Origin of the sequence: Stenotrophomonas maltophilia, assembly GCF_006974125.1 — a bacterium.
Classification (GTDB): domain Bacteria; phylum Pseudomonadota; class Gammaproteobacteria; order Xanthomonadales; family Xanthomonadaceae; genus Stenotrophomonas; species Stenotrophomonas maltophilia_O.
In genome coordinates this window covers 902,687-926,202 of the sequence record NZ_CP037858.1, presented here as the reverse complement: position 1 = coordinate 926,202, position 23,516 = coordinate 902,687, and the positions used below count along the sequence as shown (strand labels likewise).

Here is a 23,516-nt window from a genome sequence, read left to right as displayed (position 1 = left end):
CCCGATGCCGAACTGGACCGACCGCCTGCGCCGCTGGGCGCTGCCTGCCCTGGCCGCACTGGCCGTGGCCGGCTGCGCCCGTACCGAACCGGGCACCACCACCGTGCGCTTCTGGGCGATGGGCCGCGAAGCCGAGGTGGTCAGCGAACTGATCCATGAGTTCGAAGCCGAAAACCCCGGCATCAAGGTGGATGTGCAGAACATTCCGTGGACCGCCGCGCACGAGAAGCTGTTGACCGCGTTCGCCGCCGATGGCCTGCCGGATGTCTGCCAGCTGGGCAACACCTGGGTGCCGGAGTTTGCCGAGCTCGATGCGCTGACGCCGTTGCAGCCGTTCGTTGATCATTCGGCCGTGGTCGATGAGAAGGATTATTTCCAGGGCATCTGGGATACCAACGTGATCCACGGCGAGCTGGTCGGCGTGCCGTGGTACGTCGATACGCGCCTGATCTACTACCGCAAGGACCTGCTGGCCAAGGCCGGCTACGACCACCCGCCGCGCACGTGGCAGGAGTGGGACGAGCAGATGGCGGCGATCAAGCGCATGCAGGGCCCGAACCGCTATGCGGTGCTGATGCCGATCAACGAGTTCGAGCAGCAGCTGTCGCTGGCGCTGCAGCAGCCCGACCCGCTGCTGCGTGACGACGACACCCGCGGCAACTTCGCCAGCCCGGGCTTCCGCCGCACGCTCGCCTTCTACGCCAACATGTTCGAGCAGGGCTGGGCGCCGAAGATGTCCGAGACGCAGATCTCCAACGTCTGGGACGAATTCTTCCGTGGCTTCAATGTGTTCTACATCTCCGGCCCCTGGAACATCCGCGAGTTCAAGAAGCTGCAGCCCAAGGAACTGGAAGGGCAGTGGGGCACGGCCGCGCTGCCGGGTCCGGACGGCCCGGGTGCCGGCATTGCCGGAGGCACCAGCCTGGTGATCTTCCGCAAGTCGCAGCAGAAGGAAGCGTCGTGGAAGCTGATCGAATTCCTGTCGCGACCGGAAATCCAGGCGCGCTTCCATTCGATCATCGGCGACCTGCCGCCGCGCCGCAGTACCTGGAACGCGCCGTCGCTGGCCAACGATCCGCTGGCCGCCGCGTTCCGTGACCAGCTGGAGCGGGTCAAGCCGACGCCGAAGGTGCTCGAATGGGAGCGCATCGTGCAGGAAATGCGCATCGTCACCGAGAAGGTGGTGCGCGGTGGCCTGGCGCAGGACAAGGCCGTGGAAGAGCTGGACCAGCGCGTGGACAAGGTGCTGGCCAAGCGCCGCTGGATGCATGAACAACAACGCCTGCAGCAGCGCGTGTCGTCGCCGCGATCAAGCAGCGCCGTCGCCGCCGGGAGCGCGCAATGAAACGTACTTCGCTTGCCGGCTGGATCTTCGCCGGCCCCTCGCTGATCGTGCTGGGCGTGTTCTTCGGCCTGCCGGTGGCCTCGGCGCTGGCGCTGAGCGTGACCGACTTCGACCTGTATGCGCTGGCCGACAGCAGCAACCTGCGCTTTGTCGGGCTGGGCAACTACATCGACCTGCTGCAGACGCCGATGTTCTGGAAGTCGCTGTGGAATACCACCTACTTCGTGCTGATCGGCGTGCCGTTGTCGATCGGCGTGTCGCTGGGCGCGGCGATGCTGCTCAATGCGCCGGCCGCACGCTTCAAGGCGCTGTTCCGCACCGCGCTGTTCGCGCCGGTGGTGACCACCCTGGTAGCGGTGGCGGTGATCTGGCGCTACCTGTTCCATACCAGCTACGGCCTGGTGAACTATGGCCTGGGCCATCTGGGTATCAGTCCGATCGACTGGCTGGGTGATCCCAACTGGGCGATGCCGACCATCATGCTGTTCGCGGTATGGAAGAACTTCGGTTACAACATGGTGATCTTCCTGGCCGGCCTGCAGGCGATCCCGCATGACCTGTACGAGGCCGCGCGCATCGACGGCGCCTCGCGCTGGAAGCAGTTCCTGCACATCACCCTGCCGATGCTCGGCCCGGTGCTGCTGGTGGTGGGGGTGATCACCGTGTCCGGGTACTTCCAGCTGTTCGCCGAACCGTACGTGATGACCCGCGGCGATCCGCTGCAGAGCACCGTCAGCGTGCTGTATTTCATGTTCGAGGAAGGCTTCAAGTGGTGGAACCTGGGGCGCGCCTCCGCGGTGGCGTTCCTGCTGTTCCTGATCATCCTGGCGGTGACCACCGTGATGCTGCGTTTCGGCCGCAAGAGGCAGTTGGTATGAGTCGTGAAATCGGCCAGTCGCGCTGGTACCCGTGGTTGATCAATGGTGCGTTGCTGGTGCTGGCCCTGGTCAGCCTGGCACCGCTGCTGTGGATGCTCTCGGTCTCGTTCATGCCGCAGGGCCAGGCCAGTCATTTCCCGCCGCCACTGCTGCCGTCGAGCATCACCACGCACAACTACCATGAACTGTTCGCGCGCACCGGCATGGGCGGCAACTTCGCCAACAGCCTGCTGGTGTCGCTGGGCATCACGCTGGGTTCGCTGCTGCTCAACACCATGGCCGGCTACGCCTTCGCCAAGCTGAACTTCGTTGGCCGCGAGCGCCTGTTCCAGGTGCTGATGGCGGCGCTGGTGATTCCGGCGCAGGTGGCGATGCTGCCGCTGTTCCTGCTGATGAAGCAGCTGGGACTGGTCAACAGCTTCGGCGGCGCGATCGTGCCGGCGCTGGCCAGCGTGTTCGGTATCTTCCTGGTACGCCAGTACGCGCGTTCGATTCCGGACGAACTGCTCGAAGCGGCGCGCATCGACGGGGCAGGGGAGCTGCGCATCTTCTTCCAGATCGTGCTGCCGATGCTCAAGCCGGTGCTGGTGACCCTGGCGATCTTCACGTTCATGGGCGCATGGAACGATTTCATGTGGCCGTTGATCGTGTTGACCGACCAGGAGCACTACACTTTGCCGGTGGCACTGGCCACCCTCTCGCGCGAGCACATCATGGACGTGGAAATGATGATGGCTGGCGCGGTGGTCACCGTGGTTCCGGTGCTGGCGCTGTTCCTGGTGCTGCAGCGGTACTACATCCAAGGTCTGTTGCTGGGGAGCGTCAAGGGATGAAGCGAGCGATCGCCGTTGGACTGGGCCTGTTGTGGACCTCCCTGGCGATCGCCGCACCTCCGGCGCTGCCGGCACCGAAGGTGCTGGACGACTTCGACGACATCGCGGCCTGGAAGCTGGTGCTGTCCGACCAGGTCAGCGGTTCGCTGCGCCCGGTCAGTGGAGCCGGCGGTGGCCGCGCGCTGTGCCTGGACTACGATTTCCACGATGTCTCCGGCTACGTCGGCATTCGTCGCGCGCTGAACATCGAGTACCCGGTCAATTACCGCTTCGGCTTCCAGCTGCGCGGTGATTCGCCGGGCAACGACCTGCAGTTCAAGCTGATCGATGCCAGCGGCGACAATGTCTGGTGGGTCAACCGGCCCGGCTACAGCTTCCCCAAGGCATGGACGCCGGTCGAGTACCGGCGCCGGCAGATCGACAAGGCATGGGGGCCATCGCCCGAGAAGGAGATGGCACGCAGCGCCGCCGTCGAGTTCACCATCTACAGCAAGGTCGGCGGCCGTGGCACGGTGTGCTTCGACAGGCTGACCCTGCAGGGCCTGCCGCCGCAGGATGATTCGGCGCTGGTGCCGTCGGTGATCGCCGATACCGCCACCGCGCTGCAGGATCGCATGATCGACGGCAAGAGCGATACGTTCTGGATCAGCGGTGGCGTCAAGCAGCAGACCATCAGCCTGGACCTGCACAAGAGCCGTGAAATCGGCGGTGTGGTGATCGACTGGCTGCCGAACCTGGAGGCGCGCCGCTACACCGTGCGCACCTCCGAGGATGGCCGTGACTGGCGTAGCGTGCGCGAAGTCACCAGCGGTGCGGGTGGCCGCGACTGGCTTGCCCTGCCGGACACCGATGCGCGCTACGTGCGCTTCGATCTGCAGGATGGCCCGAACTGGCGCTACGGCATCCGTGACATCGCGCTCAAGCCGCTGGCGTTCGCGGCCACGCCGAACGCGTTCCTGTCCTCGGTGGCCGCCGACCTTCCGCGCGGCTCGCTGCCACGTGCCTATGTGGGCGAGCAGCCCTACTGGACGCTGCTGGGCCTTGATGGCGGCCAGGAACAGGCACTGATCAGTGAGGACGGTGCACTGGAGCCGGCCAAGGGCAGCTTCAGCATCGAGCCATTCATCCGCCTGGATGGCAAGTTGCTGGACTGGTCCAAGGTGGCCATCACCCAGTCGCTGCAGGATCACTACCTGCCGATCGCCAATGTCGACTGGGTGCATGAGAAGGTCGGCCTGGCGGTGACCAGCTTCGTGCAGGGCACGCCTGAGCGTGCGCAGCTGATCGGCCGCTACCGGCTGAGCAATCCGGACAAGGTCGCTCACGAATACACCCTGGCACTGGCGATCCGGCCGTGGCAGGTCAATCCGCCCACCCAGTTCCTCAATACCGTCGGTGGCTTCAGCCGCATCGATGCACTGGATGTGGGCGAGCAGCTGGTGCGGGTCAACGGAGAGCCGCGCATCTACCCGCTGCAGGTGCCGGATGCGCGCTTTGCCAGCACGTTCGATGGCAAGCTCGATGCGATGCATCTGGCGGACGGCAAGTACCCGGCGGCCACCGCGGTGAAGGACAGCACCGGCATGGCGTCGGGCGCGTTGATCTACACGATCAAGCTCGAGCCCGGCCAGAGCCGCGAGGTGGCGGTGGTGCTGCCGCAGACCGGTGGCTGGGCGCCGAAGGCGCTGGACGTGGCCAAGGCGCAGGCGCAGGTGGCCGAGCAGTGGCGGCAGAAGCTGGGCGTGGTCTCGCTGCAGGTGCCCGCTGCGGGCCAGCCGCTGGTCGACACCCTGCGCACGGCAGTCGCGCACATGCTGATCTCGCGTGTCGGGCCGCGCCTGCAGCCGGGCACGCGGTCGTATGCGCGCAGCTGGATCCGCGATGGCGCGATGATTTCCGAGGGCCTGCTGCGCATGGGGCGCAGCGATGCGGTGCGTGACTACATCAACTGGTATGCGCCGTACCAGTTCGAGAACGGCAAGGTGCCGTGCTGCGTCGACGCGCGCGGCAGCGACCCGGTGCCGGAGAACGACAGCCACGGTGAGCTGATCTACAGCATCGCCGAATACGGGCGCTATACCGGCGACAGTACCTTCACCGAGCTGATGTGGCCGCACGTGCAGGGCGCTTACAGCTACATGGAGCAGCTGCGCGCCAGCGAGCGCACCGAGGAGAACCGCGCGCGCAACCCGGCCTTCTACGGGATGATGCCGGCCTCGATCAGCCACGAAGGCTATTCGGCCAAGCCGATGCATTCGTACTGGGACAACTTCTGGGCGTTGCGCGGCTACAAGGACGCGGCGCTGCTGGCGACCCAGCTGGGCAAGGTCGAGGCGATGCAGATCGCCGAATCGCGTGACCAGTTCCGTAATGACCTGCAGGCCTCGCTGCTGTCGGCGATGCAGCAGCACAACATCGACTACCTGCCAGGCTCGGCCGAGCTGGGCGATTTCGACGCGACCTCGACCACCATCGCGCTGGCGCCGGGTGGCGAACAGGGCCGACTGCCGCAGCAGGCGCTGGAGGCGACCTTCGAACGCTACTGGAAGGAGTTCGTGGCCCGCCGCGATGGCAAGCGGGAGTGGAAGGACTACACCCCGTACGAGTGGCGCAACGTGGCGGCGTTCGTGCGCCTGGGCTGGCGCGAGCGCGCCTGGCAGGCCACCGAATTCTTCTTCAAGGACCGTGCGCCGCAGGCCTGGAACCAGTGGGCCGAAGTGGTCTCGCACACGCCACGCAAGCCGTTCTTCGTCGGTGACCTGCCGCACGCGTGGGTGGCCTCGGATTTCGTGCGTTCGGCGCTGGACATGTTCGCTTACAACCGCGATATGGACGATGCGCTGGTGCTGGCCGCTGGCGTGCCGACCGCGTGGCTGCAGGGTGAGGGCATCGCTGTTCAGGGCCTGCGCACGCCGCAGGGCCAGCTGAACTACCGCCTGCAGCGCAGCGACAAGCAGCTGGTGCTGGAAGTGCAGCCGGGCCTGCTGCCACCGGTTGGTGGCGTGGTGTTGCCGTGGCCGTACGCCGGTGATCCGGGCGAGGCCACCATCAACGGCGAAGCGGCGGAATGGGTCAACAAGGAACTGCACGTGCACCAGCTGCCGGCGCGGGTCGAGATCGATGTACCGAGCGCGGTGCGCCGCGCCGAGCGCAAGGGGCAGTAACGATGAAGCAGCAGGCGGCAAGGGTGCGCACGATGGTGCGTGCCCTGGGGCTGGCAATTGCATTGGCATTGCCGGGCGTGGTGATGGCGGCCGAGCCGGTCGCCGCGGCAGCGGCTGACGTCGCCACCGCGCCGGGCATGAGCATGGTCACCTTCAACCTGCATCATGACCGCGAAGACTGGCCGAGCCGGCGCCGCACCATCCTGGCCGAGCTCAAGCGCCTGCAGCCGGATGCGGTTGCCCTGCAGGAGGTGATCCAGCGCCGCAACGTGCGCAACCAGGCGCAATGGCTGGCCAGCCAACTCGGCTACAGGTATGTGTTCGTGTCCACCGATCCGGTGGGTGCACCGAAGCGCTACGGCAATGCGCTGCTGACCCGGCGGCCGATCCTCGCCCAGGGGGATCATCTGCTGCAGCCGTTGGACGACTACCGCACTGTCGCTCACCTGCGCATCGACGTCGACGGCGCGCCGGTGAACGTCTACGCCACGCATCTGAACGAGCGCAGTGACGAGAGTGGGCAGCGCATCCGTCGCAGCCAGGTCGAGGACCTGCTGCGCTTCATCAGCGCGACGTCGGCGGGCGCACCGGTGGTGATCGCTGGCGACTTCAATGCACTGGTGGATGCAGGCGACCTGAGCGAGCTGCGCAGCCACTACGGCGACAGCTACGGCAGCGTGCACGTGAACACCGACCTTGCCGGGGTCAGTACGCTCAACCGCCACTATTACCAAGCGCCCTCCCGGATCGACCACATCTTCTTCCAGCAGGACGAGTTGGTTGCGCGCGAGGCGAAGCTCCTGTTCGACCAGCCCGACGACAGCGGTCGCTGGGCCTCGGACCATTACGGCGTGTGGACCCGCCTGCAGTTCGCGCCGAAACCCTGACGGAGCGCGCTTCGGTAGGCGCCAACCCTGGTTGGCACGGACGAGTCCGCGTGCACTCAATCAACGGCGCCAACCAAGGTTGGCTTCTACCAAAGCGAAGCCAGCGCCAAACGCACAAACAGAAACGGCGGGGATCATTGATCCCCGCCGTTTCGTTTTCACGCGATCAAAGAGCGATCAGTTCGCCGGCGGCGTGCGCTTGGCGGCCTCTTCGTCTTCTTCGTCGGCCTTGGCTTCCGCAGCCTGGGCCGCCGCGTCGGCATGGCCATCGGCCACCGGGTCGATCGACGGCGTCAGCACCGCTTCGGTGACCGGGGCGGCGGCCTCGGTCGGCGCGGCTTCCACCGCGACCGGAGCGACCGGCTGTTCGGCGACCACGACGGGCTCCACGACCGGCTTCGCTTCAACCACCGGAGCAACCTCAACGGCCACCGGCGGCTGGGCTTCGACTACCGGAGCGGCTTCAACGATCTCCGGCTTCGATTCCACGACCGGCGCGGCCTCGACCGCCACCGGCTTGGCTTCGATCACAGGAGCGGCGTCAACCACCGGGGTTGCTTCAACCACGACCGGCTTTGCTTCGATGACCGGCGCAGCAGCGTCCAGCGCCGGAGCGACGTCGGCGACCGGTGCGGCAACGGCCACCGGCTGTGCCGGGGTAGCTGCGTCGATGGCATCGAGCATGCTGGTCTGCACCGGCGAGGACGCGGCTTCGGTCTTCGCCGCAGCTGCGACCGGGGCCTGCACTTCAGCCACGACCGGGGCGGCGGCTTCGACCACGGCGCTGCTCACCACCGCGACCGGCGCGGCGACAACGGCGGCGGCAGCACGGGCCGGCTTCTCGGCGTCGACGGCGGCGGGTTCGACTTCGTCATCGAAGTCGAACTCCGGCTGCGAACGGGCCGGCTGCGCAGCAGCGACCGGCGCAGTGCCGGCAGCGCTGTCGATGTTCGGCTCGGCGCCGTCGGCGTCATCTCCGTCATCACCCTCGTCCTGGTCATCACCCAGAGCGTCGCTGCCAGCGGCGTTCTCGGCGCCACCACGACGACGACGACGGCCACCACGACGGCCACGACGACGGCGGGTCGCGCCTTCGCCGGCCTGCTCGCCATTGGCGTCGGTTGCAGCCTCTTCACCATCAACCGCAACCACCTCGGTCGCGCTGGCAGTATTGGCAGCTGCGTCGACCGGTGCGGCCGCTTCCGCCGGAGCGGTGGCCACCGGAGCCACCGGTGCGGTCGCTTCCTGCGCGGTCACGCCATTGGCGGCGACGGTCGTAGCGGCCACGGCTGCCGCTGCGGTCATGGCTTCAGCAGTGGCCTCGGCGGCGTTGCGCTGCGGCTTCTCGGCCGGCTTGTCACCGTCCTGCTGCTGCGGACGCGGCTGCTTGGGCTGCTTCAGCTTCGGCTGCTGCTGGTTCTGGTTCTGGTTCTGACCCTGCTGCTCGTTGCGCGGCTTGTTCTGCTGCGGCTGCTGCTGGCCATCCTTCTGCTGCGGCTCCTTCTGCTTGCCCTGCTGCGGCTGCTGCTGGGCATTGCCGTTGTTGCCGTTGCGGCCGTCCTTGCGCTGCTCACCGCGCTCCTTGCGGTTGCCGCCGTCCTTCTGCTGCTGCGCGTTGCCGTTGCCGCCGTTGCCGCGATTGTCGTCGCGACGGTCCTTGCGGTCCTTGTTGCGATCCTTGTTGCGGTCCTTGCGGCCGCCGTCCTGCTGCTGGCGTGCAGCCGGGGCTGCCGGCGCCGGCGCGGGCGCCGGTTCGCCACCGAACACGCGCTTGAGCCAACCGATCACGCCGCCCGCCGGGGCCGGCGCAACAGGCGTTGCAGCGACCGGAGCCGGGGCCGCTGCGGCCGGCTCCACTTCCTCGCGCACCGGGGCGGGGGAGGTGTGCTTGACCTGGGTCACCGCCGGCGGCGGGATGTTCAACTGGCCCTTGGTCAGCGCGTGCACCGGCAACTTGCGCGGGGTGCCGCGCTGGTAGCTGGGCTTGTTGCTCTCTTCACCCAGCTCGTTCTCGCGCAGGCGGGTGACCGTGTAGTGCGGGGTGTGCAGCTGCTCGTCGGCGACGATCACGATCGGCGCCTCGTGGCGCTGTTCGATCTCGCGCAGGGCGCTGCGCTTCTCGTTCAGCAGGTAATTGGCGATCTCCACCGGGGCCTGCACCAGCACCTGCCCGGTGTTCTCCTTCATCGCATGCTCTTCAGCCACGCGGATGATCGACAGCGACAGCGACTCGACGCTGCGCATGCGGCCGTGGCCGTCGCAACGCGGGCAGACGATCTGGCTGGACTCGCCCAGGCTCGGGCGCAGGCGCTGGCGGCTCATTTCCAGCAGGCCGAAGCGCGAGATGCGGCCGACCTGCACGCGCGCGCGGTCGTACTTCAGCGCGTTGGCGAGGCGGTTCTCGACTTCGCGCTGGTGCTTGTTGGAGGCCATGTCGATGAAGTCGATCACCACCAGGCCGCCCAGGTCACGCAGGCGCAGCTGGCGGGCCACTTCCTCGGCCGCTTCCAGGTTGGTCTGGAACGCGGTGTCCTCGATGTCGCTGCCCTTGGTGGCGCGCGAGGAGTTCACGTCGACCGCGGTCAGCGCTTCGGTCTGGTCGACCACGATCGAGCCGCCCGACGGCAGGCGCACGTTGCGCTCGTAGGCACCTTCGATCTGCGATTCGATCTGGAAGCGGTTGAACAGCGGGATGTCGTCCTTGTAATGCTTGAGCTTGCGCAGGGTCTGCGGCATCACCTGCTGCATGAATTCGCGGGCGTGCTCGTACATCTCCTCGGTGTCCACCAGGATCTCGCCGATGTCGGCGCGCAGGTAGTCACGCAGGGCGCGCACGATCAGGCGCGATTCCTGGTAGATCAGGAACGGGGCCGGCTTGCTCAGCGCGGCCTCGGCGATGGCGCGCCAGACATTGAGCAGGTAGTCCAGGTCCCACTGCAGCTCTTCCGCATCGCGGCCGACGCCGGCGGTACGGATGATCACGCCCATGTCATCAGGGATGTTCAGCTTGTCCAGGGCGTCCTTCAGGGCGGCACGGTCTTCGCCCTCGATGCGACGGGAGACGCCGCCGGCGCTGGGCGAGTTCGGCATCAGCACCATGTAGCGGCCGGCCAGCGAGATGAACGTGGTCAGGGCGGCGCCCTTGTTGCCACGCTCTTCCTTGTCGACCTGGACGACGATCTCCTGGCCTTCCTTCAGCAGCTCGCGGATGCCGGCCTTGTTGTGGTCGACACCGGCCTGGAAGTAGTCGCGGGAGATTTCCTTCAGCGGCAGGAAGCCATGGCGGCCACCACCGTATTCGACGAAGGCCGCTTCCAGCGAGGGCTCGATGCGGAAGATCCGGCCCTTGTAGATGTTGGACTTCTTCTGTTCCTTCGACGGCTGTTCGATGTCGATGTCATACAACGACTGGCCATCCACGATGGCAACACGCAGCTCTTCAGCCTGCGTGGCGTTGATCAGCATTCGCTTCATTGTTGCGTTCCTCGCAAGCGGCTACCGCGCGGAACGCCATGGGGTTTCGCCTCTGGACACGGTTCGCCGCCCATTCGCGCAAGCGCGGGGAGGGCGGCTTGGGTTTCCAGCGCTACGACACCACGGCAGGCCGCGGGAGCGCTTCACTCTTATGGGTTTTGGGGTGTTACAGGCCGCAGGCAGCTGTCAGCCAGGCTGGAGCGCCACGCGGGACATGTTCAGCACGGTTGCGTGTCAGGCATCCGGCGATGGCCGGGAAGGCCGGTGAGCCGCTAACATGGCCGCCCCGCGGGCGGTGGTCGCGCACTGTGCCGGATTCGTCGGAAGCTGGGCTTCTGGCCCTGAGTAACTTCCAACGAAATCAATCCCTTATCTCGCCCCCCGAGTGTAACAGAATAAACAGCCTGATGACCGCCCAAGACCCGACCAAACCCGCTGGCGACAAGCCTTCCGTGCGCATGATCACCGTTCCCGCCGACCGCGCCGGCCAGCGCCTGGACAACTTCCTGCTCGGCCAGCTGAAGGGGGCCCCGCGCAGCCTGGTCTACAAGCTGGTGCGCAGCGGCCAGGTACGGGTGAATGGTGGCCGTGCCAAGGCCGAACGCAAGCTGGAGGCGGGTGATGAGGTGCGTGTGCCGCCGGTCCGTCTCAGTGAAGAGGGAGACAAGGCCGGTCCTCCGGAAGCGTTCATGCGCCGTCTGGAGCAGGCCATCGTCTTCGAGGACGCCCGCCTGCTGGCCCTGAACAAGCCCACCGGCGTGGCCAGCCACGGCGGCAGTGGCATCAGCTTCGGTGCCATCGAGACCTTGCGCGCGCTGCGCCCGGGGCAGACGCTGGAGCTGGTCCACCGGCTGGATCGTGACACCTCGGGCCTGCTGATCGTGGCCAAGAAGCGCTCGGCGCTGAGCGAGCTGCAGGCCCTGCTGCGTGAAGACCACGGTGCCGGCATCCGCAAGCGCTACCTGACCTTGCTGGCCGGGCGCATGCCTGACGGCGTGATGACGGTCGATGCGCCGCTGCATGTCGGCCTGCGCCAGGGCGGCGAGCGCCATGTGCAGGTCAACGCGATCGGCAAGGAATCGATCAGCCACTTCCGGGTACTGGAACGCCGCGGCGGCCATTCCTACTGCGAGGTGCGCATCGAGACCGGCCGCACCCACCAGATCCGCGTGCATGCCCAGCACCTGGGTCATCCGGTGGCCGGTGACGACAAATACGGCGATCCAGCGGTCAACAAGCGGCTTCGTGAGCAGATCGGGCTGAAACGCCTGTTCCTGCACGCGGCCTCGCTGGAGTTCGCACTGGACGACGGCAAAAGTCCATATGTGCTGAACGCGCCGCTGGCCGATGAGCTGGTGGAAGCGTTGGACCGCCTGCGCTGACGGCAGTTCGGCGGCGCCGGGCGCTTGGTCGGCGCCGTCGCTTCCCTGCGATGAGTGGCCTTGTCACTTTCTTTGCTCGTGCAAAGAAAGTAACCAAAGAAACACGCCGCCATCCGCGAGCCGGCGCTGCGCGCCGGTACCCTGCGCTCCTCGGTCCGCCGAGGGGCGGCGCGGAACTCGCTGCGCTCAGACACCCGCGCCTCTTCGCCCTCGCCGGACCTGCGGTGCTCGGCTCGCTACAAGGCGGACCTGACAGCCGCAGCGTAGACCCATACCCGCACGCAGCCCTTGTAGAGTCGAGCCACGCTCGACTCACGCGCGCAGCGCGGGCTTCGCTTTTTCATTCTTTCATCGCGCGGCTGGCACGCCTATAGCCTGTCAGAGGCCGGGCGAGGTGGGTTTGCGGGGGTGTAAGCGCCATGGATGGCGCGCCCAAGCCCCCAAGGATGGGTTTACGGCGTCCCCCGCAAACCCACCTCGCCCGGCCCAACCCGGAATGTCGCTCCGCCAGCCGCGAGGGGGCTCAGCCCGTTGGCCGCAACCCCTTCACCACTTGAACAGCACCAGGCTGATCGCCAGCGTGCCCATGCCGGCCACCAGTCCGTAAACCGTCTCGTGGCCCTTGGCATAACGCTTGGCCGCAGGCAGCAGCTCGTCCAGCGCCAGGAACACCATCACGCCGGCGATCAGTCCGAACACCCAGCCGAACGTGGAGTGCGACAGCGATCCTGACAGCAGCCAGTAGCCCAGCGCGGCGCCCACCGGCTCGGCCAGGCCGGACAGCAGGCTGGCACTGAACGCATAGAACTTGTTCTGGGTGGCGAAGTACACCGGCACCGCGATCGCGATGCCCTCGGGAATGTTGTGGATGGCGATGGCGAAGGCCAGCGGCATGCCCACCGACGGGCTTTCCAGCGTAGCGAAGAAGGTCGCCAGCCCTTCCGGGAAGTTGTGCGCGGTGATCGCGACCGAGGTCAGCAGCGCGACCCGTTTCAGGTACTCGCGGCTGTTCTCGCGAAACGCAGGGTCCTGCTTGTCCAGGCTGTCATGCGGGTTGGGAATGAAGTGATCGATCAGCACGATCACGATCACGCCCAGCAGGAACGCCAGGGTGCCGTAGGTGAAGCCTGTGCGCTCGCCATAGGCCAGGGCGAACGATGCGATGGACTTGTTGAGGATTTCCGACAGCGACACGTAGACCATCGCGCCCCCAGCGAAGGCCAGGCCGAACGCCAGCAGGCGCGGATTGGGGCGGCGCGAGAACAGCACCAGCAGGCTGCCGATGGCGGTGGCGAGGCCGGCCGCAAGGGTGACCGCCAGCGCGATCCAGATGTTTTCGGGGGGAATCTGCAGCATGTACCGACGCGGTCCTGGTCAACAGACAGCCGCCCCGGATGAGCCCGGGGCGGCGGGGGCGAGGCGGGCGTCGGCTGGCCTCGTCGGGGCGCGGGCGATCAGCCGCCGCGACGCAGGCGTTCTTCGATGGCGAAGCACTGGTCCGGCTTCGGCTGCGGCGGGTTGAAGCTGACCGGCACCTGGATGGTGGCCGGCACCGGCTGGCCGTTGCGGGTGGCGGCATTGAACTGCCAGCCCTGCACGGCGGTCTTGGCCAGTTCGTCCAGCTGCGGGTTGCCGGCGCCGGTGAGCAGCGCAACCTCGCTCGGCTTGCCGTCGGTGCCGATGGTCACCTTGAAGGTGCTGGTGCCGCCTACACCCATGCAGGCCAGTTCGAGCGGGTACTGCGGCGGCGGCGTCTTCACCGCGGCCACTTCGGTCGGCGGCGGCGGCGGTGGTGCCGGCGGTTCCGACGTGCCGCAGCCGGCCAGGCCGGTCGCAGCGATCAGGGACAGGCTCAGCAAACGTACGTTCATGGCAGTTGCTCCGTCAGGGCCGAAGTCTTTGCAGCGCAGATGAAGTCGTTCTCGCTCAGGCCGCCCACGTCGTGGGTGGAAAAGCGCACGACCGCGCGGTCGTAGTGCACGCCCAGGTCCGGATGGTGGTCCTCGTGGTGGGCAACCCAGGCCAGCGCGTTCACGAAGGCCATGGTGGCGTAGTAATCCTTGAAGCGGAAGGTGCGCGTCAGGGCCTGTCCGCCCTCGCTCAGCTCCCAGCCGGGAATCTGCGGCAACAGTTCGGCCAGGCGGGCCTCGCCGAGCTTGTGGTCGCTGCCTTTGCGCGGCACGCAACGGGCCTGGGCCAGTGGAATCGGGTCGGCCATGGGAATCTCCACCTCGTGTTGACTGAACAATGCGCCGGACGGTGTATAAACCGAATGAGCGGCTGACGCTTACTTGGCTAGAATAGCCTGATGATCCAGATCTCCGACACTGCCCAGACCCATTTCCGCAAGCTGATCGAACGCGAGGGCGTGCCCGGCATGGGCGTGCGCCTCAGTGCGGTCGATCCTGGCACTCCGCGCGCCGACGCCCGGCTGGAGTTCGCCGAGCCGGCCGACCTGCTCGGTGACGAGTGGGCGGTGGACTGCGATGGCTTCACCCTGTATGTCGACGCCAGCAGCGTCGGCTGGCTCGATGGCGCCGAGATCGACATCGTCGCCGGCAGTGCCGGTACCCAGCAGCTGACCATCAAGGCGCCGCGCATCAAGGGCGAAGCACCCGGCGATGCCGCCTCGCTGGTCGAGCGCGTGCACTGGGTGGTGGAGAACGAAATCAATCCGCAGCTGGCCTCGCATGGCGGCAAGGTGGCCGTGCAGGAAGTCTCGGCCGAAGGCGTGGTGCTGCTGCGCTTCGGTGGTGGCTGCCAGGGCTGCGGCATGGCCGACGTGACCCTCAAGCAGGGCATTGAAAAGACCCTGATGGGCCGCGTGCCGGGCGTGACCGCCGTGCGCGACGCAACCGACCACGACAGTGGCCACGCGCCGTACATCCCTCGCAGCAACGCCGCCTGACCGCTGACGCGTGCCTCTGACCCGGGCCGAGCAATTCATCGACCTGCTGCTGGCCCGCCAGCAGCCCAGGGCCGTCCTCGAGAAAACCACGCGCCTGCCGTATGGCTGGGCGTTGTGGCTGCGCTCGCTCGGTCCGTTGCCGCGGCCGCTGCACGCCAGCGAGTTGATCGCGGTGCTGCTGCCGCGTCCGCTGCCAGGTCCGCCCGGGCAGTTGCCCCCGTTGTCGCCCTGGCAAGCGCTGCGCCGTCTGTTCTGGCAGGACTGGGATGCTGCGCCGCGCGACCAGCGCTGGATGCGCTGGATCTCGGCATTGGCCAGTGCGCTGCTGCATCTGCTGTTCTTCATGCTGCTGCTATGGGTGGCAGTGATCCGCACCACGGCACCGGAAGAAGAAGGTGCCGAGGGCGAGCGCGTGCAGGTGGAGTTCGTCGGTCGCGCCACCCAGGAGGGCGGCGGCGATCAGCCAGGTGCCGACGCGGCGGCTGCACCGCCGGGCCAGGTTGCAGCTGGCCAGAACGCAGGGACCGCAACGGCGCCTGAGCCGCGTCCGGCGTCCGCGTCGGCAGCTGCATCCGCTCCCGCTCCCGCTCCGGCTGCAACGGCCAGCGTGCCACTGCCGCCCGCCGAATCCGAGCCGGCGCCGGTCGCTGCACCGCCACCGTCACCGGTGCAGGCCACCGAAGTAGCTGAGGCCAGTACGGATTTCGTGGTGCCGCCGGTCAGCGTGCCGCGCACCGAGGTCAGCATCGTGCCGCGTGACACCACACCCGCGGTGCGCGAGCGCAGCGTGCAGCCGGTGCAGGCGCCGCCAACCCGAACCGCACTGCGTGCGCCGGAGATCGCGGTGCGGACGCCGCAGTTGCGTGACATCCCGGTGCAGGAGCGCGAAGTCAGTACGGTTGATGCACCGACGGTGTCGCAGCCGCTGCGCACGGCCGATGTACAGGTCCGTGTGCCGCAGCGCGACGTGCAGGTGCGCGAGCGCGAAGTGCAGGCCGTGGTCGATCCGCAGGTACGGATGGCTGCCGTGGCCGGGCGTGAGCCGACCGTGCGTGCGCCGGCGGGCCGTGACCTGCAGGTGCGGGAGCGCGAAGTCGCGTTGGCACCTGCGGCGGCTTCTTCAACGTCCAGCGGCAGCGCGCCAGAGGCGACGGCGACGCCTGCGGCCAGCAGCAGTGCGAGCCAGGCCAACAGCAGCACGCCACGGCCGTCCGCCTCCAGCACGACACCGGCCCAGGCCGGCGCGCGTCCGGCTCCCAACCCGGGCAACTGGGCTACGCCCGCCAAGGGCGACGACTGGGGCGCGTCGAGCCGCAACCACGACGGCGTCAGCAAGGGCGCAAGCCAGGCCAGTGCCGCCGGCAAGGGCAATGGCCTGTTCAATGCCGATGGCAGTGTGCGCGTGCCGGGGCAGGAGGGTGACGGGCACGCCGAGCGTGGTGCCCCCGGCGGCGCCAACGATGGCTGGAGCAAGGAGCGCATCGCGCAGTCCGGCACCTGGTTGAAGCGGCCGCCGTACGACTACACGCCGACCTCGTTCGACAAGTACTGGGTGCCGCAGGAATCACTGCTGGCCGAATGGGTGCGCAAGGGCATCAAGTCGATGGAGATTCCGTTGCCGGGCACCGGTACGAAGATCTCCTGTGTGATCTCGATCCTGCAGGCCGGTGGTGGCTGTGGCCTCACCAATCCGAACATGCAGGACCAGCCGGCCGTGGCACGGCCGCCGCCGGACATTCCGTTCAAGAAAGAGCTGCAGGAAGATAACGGCAGCCGCTAGGCAAGGCGCGCGCCCCACGCTGGCCGGCTCGCGCTTGGGTAGGTGCCAACCTTGGTTGGCACAAAAGCGCCGACCAAGGTCGGCATCTACCAAGGCACCAGCGCATGCCGACCTGGGTCGGCATCCACCAGGGCAGCGACCTCACGCGCTCTGCGACAGGAACACCCAGAACGGCACATCGCGGCCGACCCAGTCGCGGCTGGCTTCATCCATCACATCCAGCAGGGTGTCGAAGTCCTTCTGGGTGGCGGCACGCAGTGCATCCACGTCGGCCAGGAACAGCGCGTAGCCGTTGGCCGGCAGCCATTGCAGGTCTCGCAGGTTGTCCGACAGCGCATCCCAGTTGCCGCCGAAGCCCGCCGGAAAATCCAGCTGCGCCGCCAGCCGCGCCAGCAGGGTGCGCTTGTCGGCCACGCTTTCCAGATCGATGCGGATCACCTTCAGCCCAGCATCGCGCATCGCGGCGGCCAATGCGCTGATGTCGTCGCTGTCGATGGCGTAGACGCCAGCGTTGTTGATGTCATGCAGGCCGAGGCCGAAATCGTCATGGCTCATCACTGCGCTCCCTGGGCCGGTACGGTGAAGCTGCGGAATGATTCGTAGTGGTCGTCGGTGTAGTACCACGCCTCGGCCGGATCACCGCCGGTGACGATGCGGCGCGCGCCACGGGTGCGTGCGCCGGGGGTGTCCACGGTGTATTCGCGGTAGTAGCCACGCGGGCGCTGCGGCAGCTGCTGTTCGCGGTTGCCGAAGGTGCTGCCGTCCTGGCGGTGCGGGAACGGCCCGCCGCGCTGGATCAGGGCGATCGTCTGCCGGGCTTCGGCGGGCAGGAAGGCGGGCAGGCCGTGGTCATTGCCTGCACCGGGTGCGGCCGACGCACGCGCGGCGGGTGTGCCCTGCAGGTCCGGTGCGAACTGCGGCGCCGGTGGACGCTGCATGAAATGGTTGACGACCAGGCCGAGCAGCAGCAGGGCGATGGCGGTGAGCAGCAGCCGGGGGTTGCGCATGGGCAGGGGGCGGGCAGAGGTGGTGGCAGGCACTGTAGCGCTCCTGCGCTGCACGGTGCATGAGGAGCGTGGTGCGTCACCGGTGCGTAACAATTGCTGTCGTGCTCACTGGCAGGACGCAATTTCCTTTACATCCCCCTTGGTAATCTAGTGGTCTGTCCCCATCATTCACCGCGCAACGCCCGACACCGTCGGGTGCCCTCGCAATCAGGAGATGCATCATGGCCTATACCCTGCCCAAGCTGTCCTACGCCTACGACGCGCTGGAACCGCATATCGATGCGGCGACGATGGAAATCCATCACACCAAGCATCACCAGACCTACATCAACAACGTCAACGCGGCGCTGGAAGGCACCGAGTACGCTGACCTGCCGGTCGAAGAACTGGTGAAGAAGCTCAAGTCGCTGCCGGAGAACCTGCAGGGCCCGGTGCGCAACAACGGTGGCGGCCATGCCAACCACTCGCTGTTCTGGACCGTGATGGCTCCGAATGCGGGCGGCAACCCGGTGGGCGACGTGGCCAAGGCCATCGACAAGGACCTGGGCGGCTTCGACAAGTTCAAGGATGCCTTCACCAAGGCTGCGCTGACCCGTTTCGGCAGCGGCTGGGCGTGGCTGAGCGTGACCCCGGACAAGAAGGTCGTGGTCGAGAGCACCGGCAACCAGGACAGCCCGCTGATGGAAGGCAACACCCCCATCCTCGGCCTGGACGTGTGGGAACACGCGTACTACCTGAAGTACCAGAACCGTCGTCCGGAATACATCGGCGCGTTCTTCAACGTCATCGACTGGAACGAAGTCGAGCGCCGTTACCAGGAAGCGATCGCCTGATCGCGGTAACGGAATGAACAGAAAAGGCCGGGGGAGACCCCGGCCTTTTTGTTTGCCAGCTTCTGGACGTGGGGCAGGACCTGGTGGGTGCCGACCTTGGTCGGCACGGGAGATGGTGCGAGCGCGGTGGGAATGTGCCGACCAAGGTCGGCACCCACCGGGGCCGAAGGAGGGGCTATTCGGCGGTGGCCGTATCGCCCTGCAGGCGCAGGGTGGCCATCACGCCCAGGCGCAGGCCGGGCAGGTCGCCGTCGGCCGGCAGCAGGATCGGCTGCTGGCGGATACCGCCGAAGTGCTTGACCTGGAACAGCACGTCCAGGCCGTGACCACTGGCGCCACCGCCGCTGGCCGCAGGCGGCTCCGGGCGACCGCCAGGATTGCGCCGGGCCGGCTGGAAGCCAGGGGTGCTGCGTACCAGTTCCACGGTGTTGGCGGAGAAATCGCCGGCGATCAGGCTGGGCATGCCCTCGGCGGTGGCGCCGATCCAGGTCATCAGGTCGCTGGTCTGATGCTGGCGGGCGGTGGCCTCGTCCGGGTCCGGGCGCAGCCGTGCCACATAGATGTTGACCAGTGCCTCGCCCAGCTTCAGCCGCATCATGCCGGCGGCGCTGAAGGTGCCGGGTGGGTGCAGCAGGGTCACGCCGTCCTCGCTGACCGGCAGCCGGGTCAGCATCGCGTTGCCATGCCGCAACGGCTGGCTGGGCGGGTCGGCGGTAACGAAGTCGCAGCTGTAGCGCAGCCGGCTGGCCAACCAGCAGGCCGGATTGCGGCCCTGCTGCTGCAGCACCTGCTGCACTGAGATCACGTCCGGCTGCAGCTCGGTGAGCAGCTGCGCCACCTGTTCGCGGCGCTGCTTCCACTGCCCCTCATCGCGACTGGGCAGTTCCAGGGAGGCCACGGTCAGCAGGCGAGGTTCGGTGTCACCGGTCGCACTGGCGGGTGCCTGCGGCCGGGCCTGCGCATGCGACGCCAGCACCAGCACGAGGCTTCCGAGCAGGAGACGGGCGTAGGCGAGGGGGCGCATAACGATAAGTTTACGCTTTTGTCGTGCAGGTGCCGTGACTTCCGGCACGGCCAACACTGCCTGCCATGGATTGGCACCGTTGTCATGCAGCCCTGCAGCGTGCTTCGCAAGCCCTGCTTCCGGTAACCTTGCGCCTTTCGCTTTGCAGGATTGCCTTACAGGATGAGCCACGACGCAGTTGCCCCCATCGCCGGCCAGGGAAAGATGCCGCGCCAGATCCCGTACATCATCGGCAATGAGGCCTGCGAGCGGTTCAGTTTCTACGGGATGCGCAACATCCTGGTGCAGTTCCTGATCACCTCGCTGCTGCTGCAGGAAATCACTGCAGAGGGCCGTGCCGGTGAAGCCAAGGACATCATGCACAGCTTCATGATCGGCGTGTACTTCTTCCCGCTGCTCGGTGGCTGGCTGGCCGACAGGTTCTTTGGCAAGTACCACACCATCCTCTGGTTCAGCCTGGTCTACTGCGCCGGCCACCTGTGCCTGGCGTTGTTCGAGAACAGCCGCGAGGGCTTCTTCCTCGGCCTGGGCCTGATCGCGCTCGGTGCCGGTGGCATCAAGCCGCTGGTGGCCTCGTTCATGGGCGACCAGTTCGACCAGAGCAACAAGCACCTGGCCAAGATCGTTTTCGACGCCTTTTACTGGATCATCAACTTCGGCTCGCTGTTCGCCTCGCTGCTGATCCCGCTGGCGCTGAAGAACTGGGGGCCCCAGTGGGCGTTCGGTATTCCGGGCATCCTGATGTTCGTGGCCACCTTCGTGTTCTGGCTGGGCCGCAAGCGCTACGTGCTGGTGCCGCTGCCGCCGAAGGATCCGCATTCGTTCGCCAACGTGGTGCGTACCGCGCTGACCGCGCGCGTGGCTGGCCAGGGCCGTCCGGGCCTGGTGATCGCCGCGCTCGGCCTGGTGCTGGCAGTGGCCTCGTTCGGCCTGGTCGGCTCGCTGGGCATCGTCATCTGTCTGTGCCTGGCGCTGGTGTCGATCCTGGCGGGCATCGGCGGTGGCACCTGGCTGCAGCTCGATCGCGCGCGTGGCCAGCATCCGGCCGAAGCCGTTGAGGGGGTGCGTTCGGTGCTGCGCGTGCTGGTGATCTTCGCGTTGACCACGCCGTTCTTCTCGCTGTTCGACCAGAAGGCCTCGACCTGGGTCCTGCAGGGCCAGCAGATGCAGATGCCGAGCTGGTTCACCGCCTCGCAGATGCAGGCATTGAACCCGCTGCTGGTGATGATCCTGATTCCGTTCAACAACCTGGTGCTGTACCCGGCCCTGCGCCGCTTCGGCTTCGAGCCGACCGCGCTGCGCCGCATGACCGCCGGCATCGCGTTCAGCGGCCTGGCCTGGATCGTGGTCGGCGGCATCCAGGTGGTGATGGACGGTGGCAACGCCATGTCGATCTTCTGGCAGATGCTGCCGTACGCACTGCTGACCTTCGGTGAGGTACTGGTCTCGGCCACCGGCCTGGAGTTCGCCTACAGCCAGGCGCCGCAGGCGATGAAGGGCGTGGTGATGAGTTTCTGGAACCTGACCACCACCATCGGCAACCTGTGGGTGCTGCTGTCCAACGCCGCCGTGCGCAACGATGCCGTGACCCACAAGATCGCCAGTACGGGCCTGAGCGAGGCGGCATTCCTGATGTTCTTCTTCGCCGGTTTCGCCTTCGTCGCGGCGTTGGCCTTCGGTTGGTATGCGAAACGCTATCGTATGGTCGACAACTACCGTAGCGCCTGAGCCTGACATGACCCCCGTCAATCTGCTGTTGATCGCCATCACCGCCATCCTGTCGTGGATGGCGTTCAACAACCGCAAGCTGGCCGATCGCCTGATCCTGTGGCCGCCGGCCATCGACCGTCACCGCCAGTACGACCGGCTGGTGACCTATGGCTTCATCCACGCCGACTGGTCGCACCTGATCTTCAACATGATCACCCTGTTCTTCTTCGGGGGATTCATCGAGAGCGTTATGGTGCAGCTGACCGGCAGCTACCTGACCTACCCGGCGTTCTACATCGGTGCGCTGCTGGTCTCGATCCTGCCCAGCTACCTGAAGAACCAGAAGAACCCGAACTACCTCAGCCTGGGTGCGTCCGGGGCGGTGTCGGCGGTGCTGTTCGCCTTCATCCTGATCAAGCCGTGGTCGATCATCCTGGTGTTCTTCATCCCGGCGCCTGCGATTGTCTATGCCGCGTTCTACGTGGGCTACAGCATCTGGATGGACAAGCGCGGTGGTGATCGCATCAACCACAGCGCGCACCTGGCCGGTGCAGCGTTCGGCGTGATCTTCATGCTGGCCATGCAGCCGAGCATCTTCAACCACTTCCTGCGCGAGCTTTCCAACCCGACCTTCCGCCTCGGCGGCGGTTGAAGCATGCGACGGGGCGGATCGGTACCGATCCGCCCCGGCTGTTTCAGAGCGTGGGCTGCTGGCCGTAGGTATCCAGCAGGCGGGCGAACACTTCTTCGCCGATGCGCTGGAAATCCTGGTCCTGGGTCTGCCCTTCCACCGCCAGTTGCAGCAGGCCCTCCAGCAGGGCGCGGTCGGTATCTGAATGGGAATCGCTGGGGTGCATCGGAGCCTCCGCGGTGGTGCGCATGATCAACGGTTGCAAGGGTCGTGCCAGCCTGGCTGTACCCCTCCACAGGCGATAGCGGCCGCCAGCGCTCCAGCTTGAGGGTCGCAATCTGACGTGAATGGATCGGACTTGCCCCTGTTCAGGCTTCACGCGATCATGTCGCCCGGCTGCGCACCATCCACGCAGTCGCCGCAGGAGACAGTTCCATGGCTTCGGTCACGCCCCCCGGTCTGGCCTACGAGGTCGAACACGACCTGGCCAACCATCGCTTCACCGCCCGTGTGCGCGGACAGCTGGCGGTGCTGGATTACCAGATCAAGCGCAGGCGCATGGTCATCACGCATACCGAGGTCCCCGAGCCGATCGCCGGCCGTGGCATCGCCGGTGAGCTGACCCGTGTGGCGCTGCGTTTTGCCCGTGAGCAGAAGTACAAGGTGGTGCCGGCGTGTTCCTACGCAGAGGCCTTCCTGCAGCGGCATGAGGAGTACCACGACCTGCTCGTTGGCTGAATGCCAGCGGGCCACGCTTCAGCCATGGCAGGCGATGATGTACAAACATGAACAGGGGATCCCGATGAAGATTGGAAACAACCGGCCATTGCACGGCAGCGTGCTGGCCGGCGTGGTGGGCGTGCTGTTGCTGGCCGGTTGCCAGCGTGAAAGCGAGCCGGCACCGGCGACCGACGCGGCCCCCGCCGCCGAGGCCACCGCCGCAGGCGAAACGCCGGCCACGGAAGCGCCGCTGGACCTGCGCGATGTGATCGAGAACAACGAGCGCGAAGTGGTGGGCATCAGCTACCCGGCCGGCATCGACCGTTACCCGGGCCTGGCGCGCGCGCTGCAGGACTATGCCACCAGCGCGCGCAGCGACCTGCAGCAGGCGCTGGACGGGCTTGGCAACGACAAGCCGACCATGCCTTACGAGCTGTCGCTGAGTTTCGAGAAACTGCTGGAAACACCGCAGCTGGTGGTAGTCAGTGCCGATGGCAGCCGTTACACCGGTGGCGCCCACGGTGAACCGCTGGTCGCGCGCTTCGTATGGCTGCCGGTGCAGCAGCAGATGCTCAGTGCCGACAAGCTGGTGGCCGATGCGAAGGGCTGGAAGGCGATCAGTGATTTCGTCGCCGACCAGCTGCGCGAACGCGTGGCCACCCGCCTCAGTGGCGAGGACATGGACCCGGCCCAGCTGCAGGAATCGCTGCGCAACGCATCGCGCATGATCGCCGACGGTACCGGCCCGCAGGCCGACAATTTCAGCCAGTTCCAGCCGCTGACCGACGACAAGGGGCAGATCACCGCGCTGCGCTTTGTTTTCCCGCCGTACCAGGTGGGTCCATACTCGGACGGCACCCAGACCGCCGATGTTCCGGCGGCGGTGTTGTTGCCGCACGTGGCCAAGGACTACGTGGAGCTGTTCGCACGCGGTTGACCG

The 23,516-nt window shown here is 66.8% G+C and carries 21 protein-coding genes; 13 read left to right on the top strand and 8 right to left on the bottom strand.

What is annotated here, in order from left to right:
• Positions 1 to 4 precede the first annotated feature (4 nt).
• The 5 genes from EZ304_RS04280 to EZ304_RS04260 are packed head-to-tail and all read left to right on the top strand — an operon-like array spanning position 5 to position 7,107.
• Positions 5 to 1,345, top strand: a complete 1,341-nt coding sequence (locus tag EZ304_RS04280; RefSeq protein WP_142806378.1) for a sugar ABC transporter substrate-binding protein — start codon at positions 5 to 7, stop codon at positions 1,343 to 1,345.
• Complete coding sequence (locus EZ304_RS04275; RefSeq protein WP_005410323.1) at positions 1,342 to 2,223, top strand: carbohydrate ABC transporter permease; 882 nt, start codon at positions 1,342 to 1,344, stop codon at positions 2,221 to 2,223. The genes EZ304_RS04280 and EZ304_RS04275 overlap by 4 nt, the downstream gene beginning before the upstream one ends.
• A complete protein-coding gene (locus EZ304_RS04270; RefSeq protein WP_142806377.1) occupies positions 2,220 to 3,056 on the top strand; it encodes a carbohydrate ABC transporter permease in 837 nt (278 codons plus the stop codon). Before EZ304_RS04275 ends, EZ304_RS04270 begins: the two co-directional genes overlap by 4 nt.
• Complete coding sequence (locus EZ304_RS04265) at positions 3,053 to 6,220, top strand: discoidin domain-containing protein (RefSeq protein ID WP_142806376.1); 3,168 nt, start codon at positions 3,053 to 3,055, stop codon at positions 6,218 to 6,220. Before EZ304_RS04270 ends, EZ304_RS04265 begins: the two co-directional genes overlap by 4 nt.
• A 2-nt stretch (positions 6,221 to 6,222) precedes the next feature.
• Positions 6,223 to 7,107, top strand: coding sequence for an endonuclease/exonuclease/phosphatase family protein (locus tag EZ304_RS04260; protein WP_142806375.1), 885 nt, complete (start codon positions 6,223 to 6,225; stop codon positions 7,105 to 7,107).
• A 177-nt stretch (positions 7,108 to 7,284) separates the two neighbouring features.
• Here the strand turns inward: EZ304_RS04260 and rne are convergent, their stop codons facing one another.
• Positions 7,285 to 10,581, bottom strand: coding sequence for a ribonuclease E (gene rne / locus EZ304_RS04255; protein ID WP_142806374.1), 3,297 nt, complete (start codon positions 10,579 to 10,581; stop codon positions 7,285 to 7,287).
• A gap of 407 nt (positions 10,582 to 10,988) precedes the next feature.
• Between rne and EZ304_RS04250 the strand changes: the two genes are divergently transcribed.
• The gene (locus EZ304_RS04250) at positions 10,989 to 11,963 is read left to right on the top strand and encodes an RluA family pseudouridine synthase (protein ID WP_049433696.1); all 975 of its coding nucleotides are present in this window, start codon (positions 10,989 to 10,991) and stop codon (positions 11,961 to 11,963) included.
• A 546-nt stretch (positions 11,964 to 12,509) separates the two neighbouring features.
• On the opposite strand, the gene zupT is transcribed toward EZ304_RS04250, so the two are convergent.
• The 3 genes from zupT to EZ304_RS04235 form a co-directional block, all read right to left on the bottom strand.
• Positions 12,510 to 13,319: a zinc transporter ZupT gene (gene zupT, locus EZ304_RS04245; protein WP_142806373.1), complete on the bottom strand. Its 810-nt coding sequence runs from the start codon at positions 13,317 to 13,319 to the stop codon at positions 12,510 to 12,512.
• 98 nt (positions 13,320 to 13,417) lie between these two features.
• Positions 13,418 to 13,834, bottom strand: coding sequence for an energy transducer TonB (locus tag EZ304_RS04240; protein ID WP_014037814.1), 417 nt, complete (start codon positions 13,832 to 13,834; stop codon positions 13,418 to 13,420).
• A complete protein-coding gene (locus tag EZ304_RS04235; protein WP_142806372.1) occupies positions 13,831 to 14,181 on the bottom strand; it encodes a 4a-hydroxytetrahydrobiopterin dehydratase in 351 nt (116 codons plus the stop codon). The genes EZ304_RS04240 and EZ304_RS04235 overlap by 4 nt, the downstream gene beginning before the upstream one ends.
• Positions 14,182 to 14,271: 90 nt before the next feature.
• Between EZ304_RS04235 and EZ304_RS04230 the strand changes: the two genes are divergently transcribed.
• Complete coding sequence (locus EZ304_RS04230; RefSeq protein ID WP_142806371.1) at positions 14,272 to 14,871, top strand: NfuA family Fe-S biogenesis protein; 600 nt, start codon at positions 14,272 to 14,274, stop codon at positions 14,869 to 14,871.
• Between the two features lie 10 nt (positions 14,872 to 14,881).
• Positions 14,882 to 16,651: a hypothetical protein gene (locus EZ304_RS04225; protein ID WP_142806370.1), complete on the top strand. Its 1,770-nt coding sequence runs from the start codon at positions 14,882 to 14,884 to the stop codon at positions 16,649 to 16,651.
• 141 nt (positions 16,652 to 16,792) lie between these two features.
• On the opposite strand, the gene EZ304_RS04220 is transcribed toward EZ304_RS04225, so the two are convergent.
• Positions 16,793 to 17,206, bottom strand: coding sequence for a barstar family protein (locus tag EZ304_RS04220; protein ID WP_142806369.1), 414 nt, complete (start codon positions 17,204 to 17,206; stop codon positions 16,793 to 16,795).
• Positions 17,206 to 17,658, bottom strand: coding sequence for a ribonuclease domain-containing protein (locus tag EZ304_RS04215; protein WP_142808067.1), 453 nt, complete (start codon positions 17,656 to 17,658; stop codon positions 17,206 to 17,208). The genes EZ304_RS04220 and EZ304_RS04215 overlap by 1 nt, the downstream gene beginning before the upstream one ends.
• Positions 17,659 to 17,879: 221 nt before the next feature.
• Here EZ304_RS04215 and EZ304_RS04210 point away from each other — a divergent pair, with 221 nt between their 5' ends.
• Complete coding sequence (locus EZ304_RS04210; protein ID WP_005410310.1) at positions 17,880 to 18,491, top strand: superoxide dismutase; 612 nt, start codon at positions 17,880 to 17,882, stop codon at positions 18,489 to 18,491.
• Between the two features lie 175 nt (positions 18,492 to 18,666).
• Here the strand turns inward: EZ304_RS04210 and EZ304_RS04205 are convergent, their stop codons facing one another.
• Positions 18,667 to 19,515 carry an endonuclease/exonuclease/phosphatase family protein gene (locus EZ304_RS04205; protein ID WP_142806368.1) on the bottom strand — a complete coding sequence of 283 codons (849 nt, stop codon included), beginning with the start codon at positions 19,513 to 19,515 and terminating at the stop codon, positions 18,667 to 18,669.
• Between the two features lie 162 nt (positions 19,516 to 19,677).
• On the opposite strand from EZ304_RS04205, the gene EZ304_RS04200 reads away from it, so the two are divergent.
• Both EZ304_RS04200 and EZ304_RS04195 read left to right on the top strand, forming a co-directional pair.
• Entirely contained in the window at positions 19,678 to 21,243 is a 1,566-nt protein-coding gene (locus EZ304_RS04200; protein ID WP_142806367.1) for an oligopeptide:H+ symporter, read from the top strand.
• 7 nt (positions 21,244 to 21,250) lie between these two features.
• Positions 21,251 to 21,877, top strand: a complete 627-nt coding sequence (locus EZ304_RS04195) for a rhomboid family intramembrane serine protease (protein WP_057500143.1) — start codon at positions 21,251 to 21,253, stop codon at positions 21,875 to 21,877.
• Between the two features lie 43 nt (positions 21,878 to 21,920).
• On the opposite strand, the gene EZ304_RS04190 is transcribed toward EZ304_RS04195, so the two are convergent.
• On the bottom strand, positions 21,921 to 22,106 hold the full coding sequence (locus EZ304_RS04190) for a hypothetical protein (protein WP_049421514.1): 186 nt from the start codon (positions 22,104 to 22,106) through the stop codon (positions 21,921 to 21,923).
• A 185-nt stretch (positions 22,107 to 22,291) separates the two neighbouring features.
• Between EZ304_RS04190 and EZ304_RS04185 the strand changes: the two genes are divergently transcribed.
• Positions 22,292 to 22,594, top strand: coding sequence for a GNAT family N-acetyltransferase (locus EZ304_RS04185; protein ID WP_006455911.1), 303 nt, complete (start codon positions 22,292 to 22,294; stop codon positions 22,592 to 22,594).
• A 37-nt stretch (positions 22,595 to 22,631) separates the two neighbouring features.
• A complete protein-coding gene (locus EZ304_RS04180; RefSeq protein WP_142806366.1) occupies positions 22,632 to 23,513 on the top strand; it encodes a DUF3298 and DUF4163 domain-containing protein in 882 nt (293 codons plus the stop codon).
• Positions 23,514 to 23,516 lie beyond the last annotated feature (3 nt).

What these genes read in the sequence shown, in the direction of transcription:
- EZ304_RS04240 (WP_014037814.1), bottom strand. Translation starts at nt 13,834, where the DNA reads ATGAACGTACGTTTGCTGAGCCTGTCCCTGATCGCTGCGACCGGCCTG.
- zupT (WP_142806373.1), bottom strand. Translation starts at nt 13,319, where the DNA reads ATGCTGCAGATTCCCCCCGAAAACATCTGGATCGCGCTGGCGGTCACC.
- EZ304_RS04250 (WP_049433696.1), top strand. Translation starts at nt 10,989, where the DNA reads ATGACCGCCCAAGACCCGACCAAACCCGCTGGCGACAAGCCTTCCGTG.
- EZ304_RS04210 (WP_005410310.1), top strand. Translation starts at nt 17,880, where the DNA reads ATGGCCTATACCCTGCCCAAGCTGTCCTACGCCTACGACGCGCTGGAA.
- rne (WP_142806374.1), bottom strand. Translation starts at nt 10,581, where the DNA reads ATGAAGCGAATGCTGATCAACGCCACGCAGGCTGAAGAGCTGCGTGTT.
- EZ304_RS04180 (WP_142806366.1), top strand. Translation starts at nt 22,632, where the DNA reads ATGTACAAACATGAACAGGGGATCCCGATGAAGATTGGAAACAACCGG.
- EZ304_RS04195 (WP_057500143.1), top strand. Translation starts at nt 21,251, where the DNA reads ATGACCCCCGTCAATCTGCTGTTGATCGCCATCACCGCCATCCTGTCG.
- EZ304_RS04275 (WP_005410323.1), top strand. Translation starts at nt 1,342, where the DNA reads ATGAAACGTACTTCGCTTGCCGGCTGGATCTTCGCCGGCCCCTCGCTG.
- EZ304_RS04215 (WP_142808067.1), bottom strand. Translation starts at nt 17,658, where the DNA reads ATGCGCAACCCCCGGCTGCTGCTCACCGCCATCGCCCTGCTGCTGCTC.
- EZ304_RS04235 (WP_142806372.1), bottom strand. Translation starts at nt 14,181, where the DNA reads ATGGCCGACCCGATTCCACTGGCCCAGGCCCGTTGCGTGCCGCGCAAA.
- EZ304_RS04205 (WP_142806368.1), bottom strand. Translation starts at nt 19,515, where the DNA reads ATGCGCCCCCTCGCCTACGCCCGTCTCCTGCTCGGAAGCCTCGTGCTG.
- EZ304_RS04200 (WP_142806367.1), top strand. Translation starts at nt 19,678, where the DNA reads ATGAGCCACGACGCAGTTGCCCCCATCGCCGGCCAGGGAAAGATGCCG.
- EZ304_RS04230 (WP_142806371.1), top strand. Translation starts at nt 14,272, where the DNA reads ATGATCCAGATCTCCGACACTGCCCAGACCCATTTCCGCAAGCTGATC.
- EZ304_RS04185 (WP_006455911.1), top strand. Translation starts at nt 22,292, where the DNA reads ATGGCTTCGGTCACGCCCCCCGGTCTGGCCTACGAGGTCGAACACGAC.
- EZ304_RS04260 (WP_142806375.1), top strand. Translation starts at nt 6,223, where the DNA reads ATGAAGCAGCAGGCGGCAAGGGTGCGCACGATGGTGCGTGCCCTGGGG.
- EZ304_RS04265 (WP_142806376.1), top strand. Translation starts at nt 3,053, where the DNA reads ATGAAGCGAGCGATCGCCGTTGGACTGGGCCTGTTGTGGACCTCCCTG.
- EZ304_RS04220 (WP_142806369.1), bottom strand. Translation starts at nt 17,206, where the DNA reads ATGAGCCATGACGATTTCGGCCTCGGCCTGCATGACATCAACAACGCT.
- EZ304_RS04280 (WP_142806378.1), top strand. Translation starts at nt 5, where the DNA reads ATGCCGAACTGGACCGACCGCCTGCGCCGCTGGGCGCTGCCTGCCCTG.
- EZ304_RS04190 (WP_049421514.1), bottom strand. Translation starts at nt 22,106, where the DNA reads ATGCGCACCACCGCGGAGGCTCCGATGCACCCCAGCGATTCCCATTCA.
- EZ304_RS04270 (WP_142806377.1), top strand. Translation starts at nt 2,220, where the DNA reads ATGAGTCGTGAAATCGGCCAGTCGCGCTGGTACCCGTGGTTGATCAAT.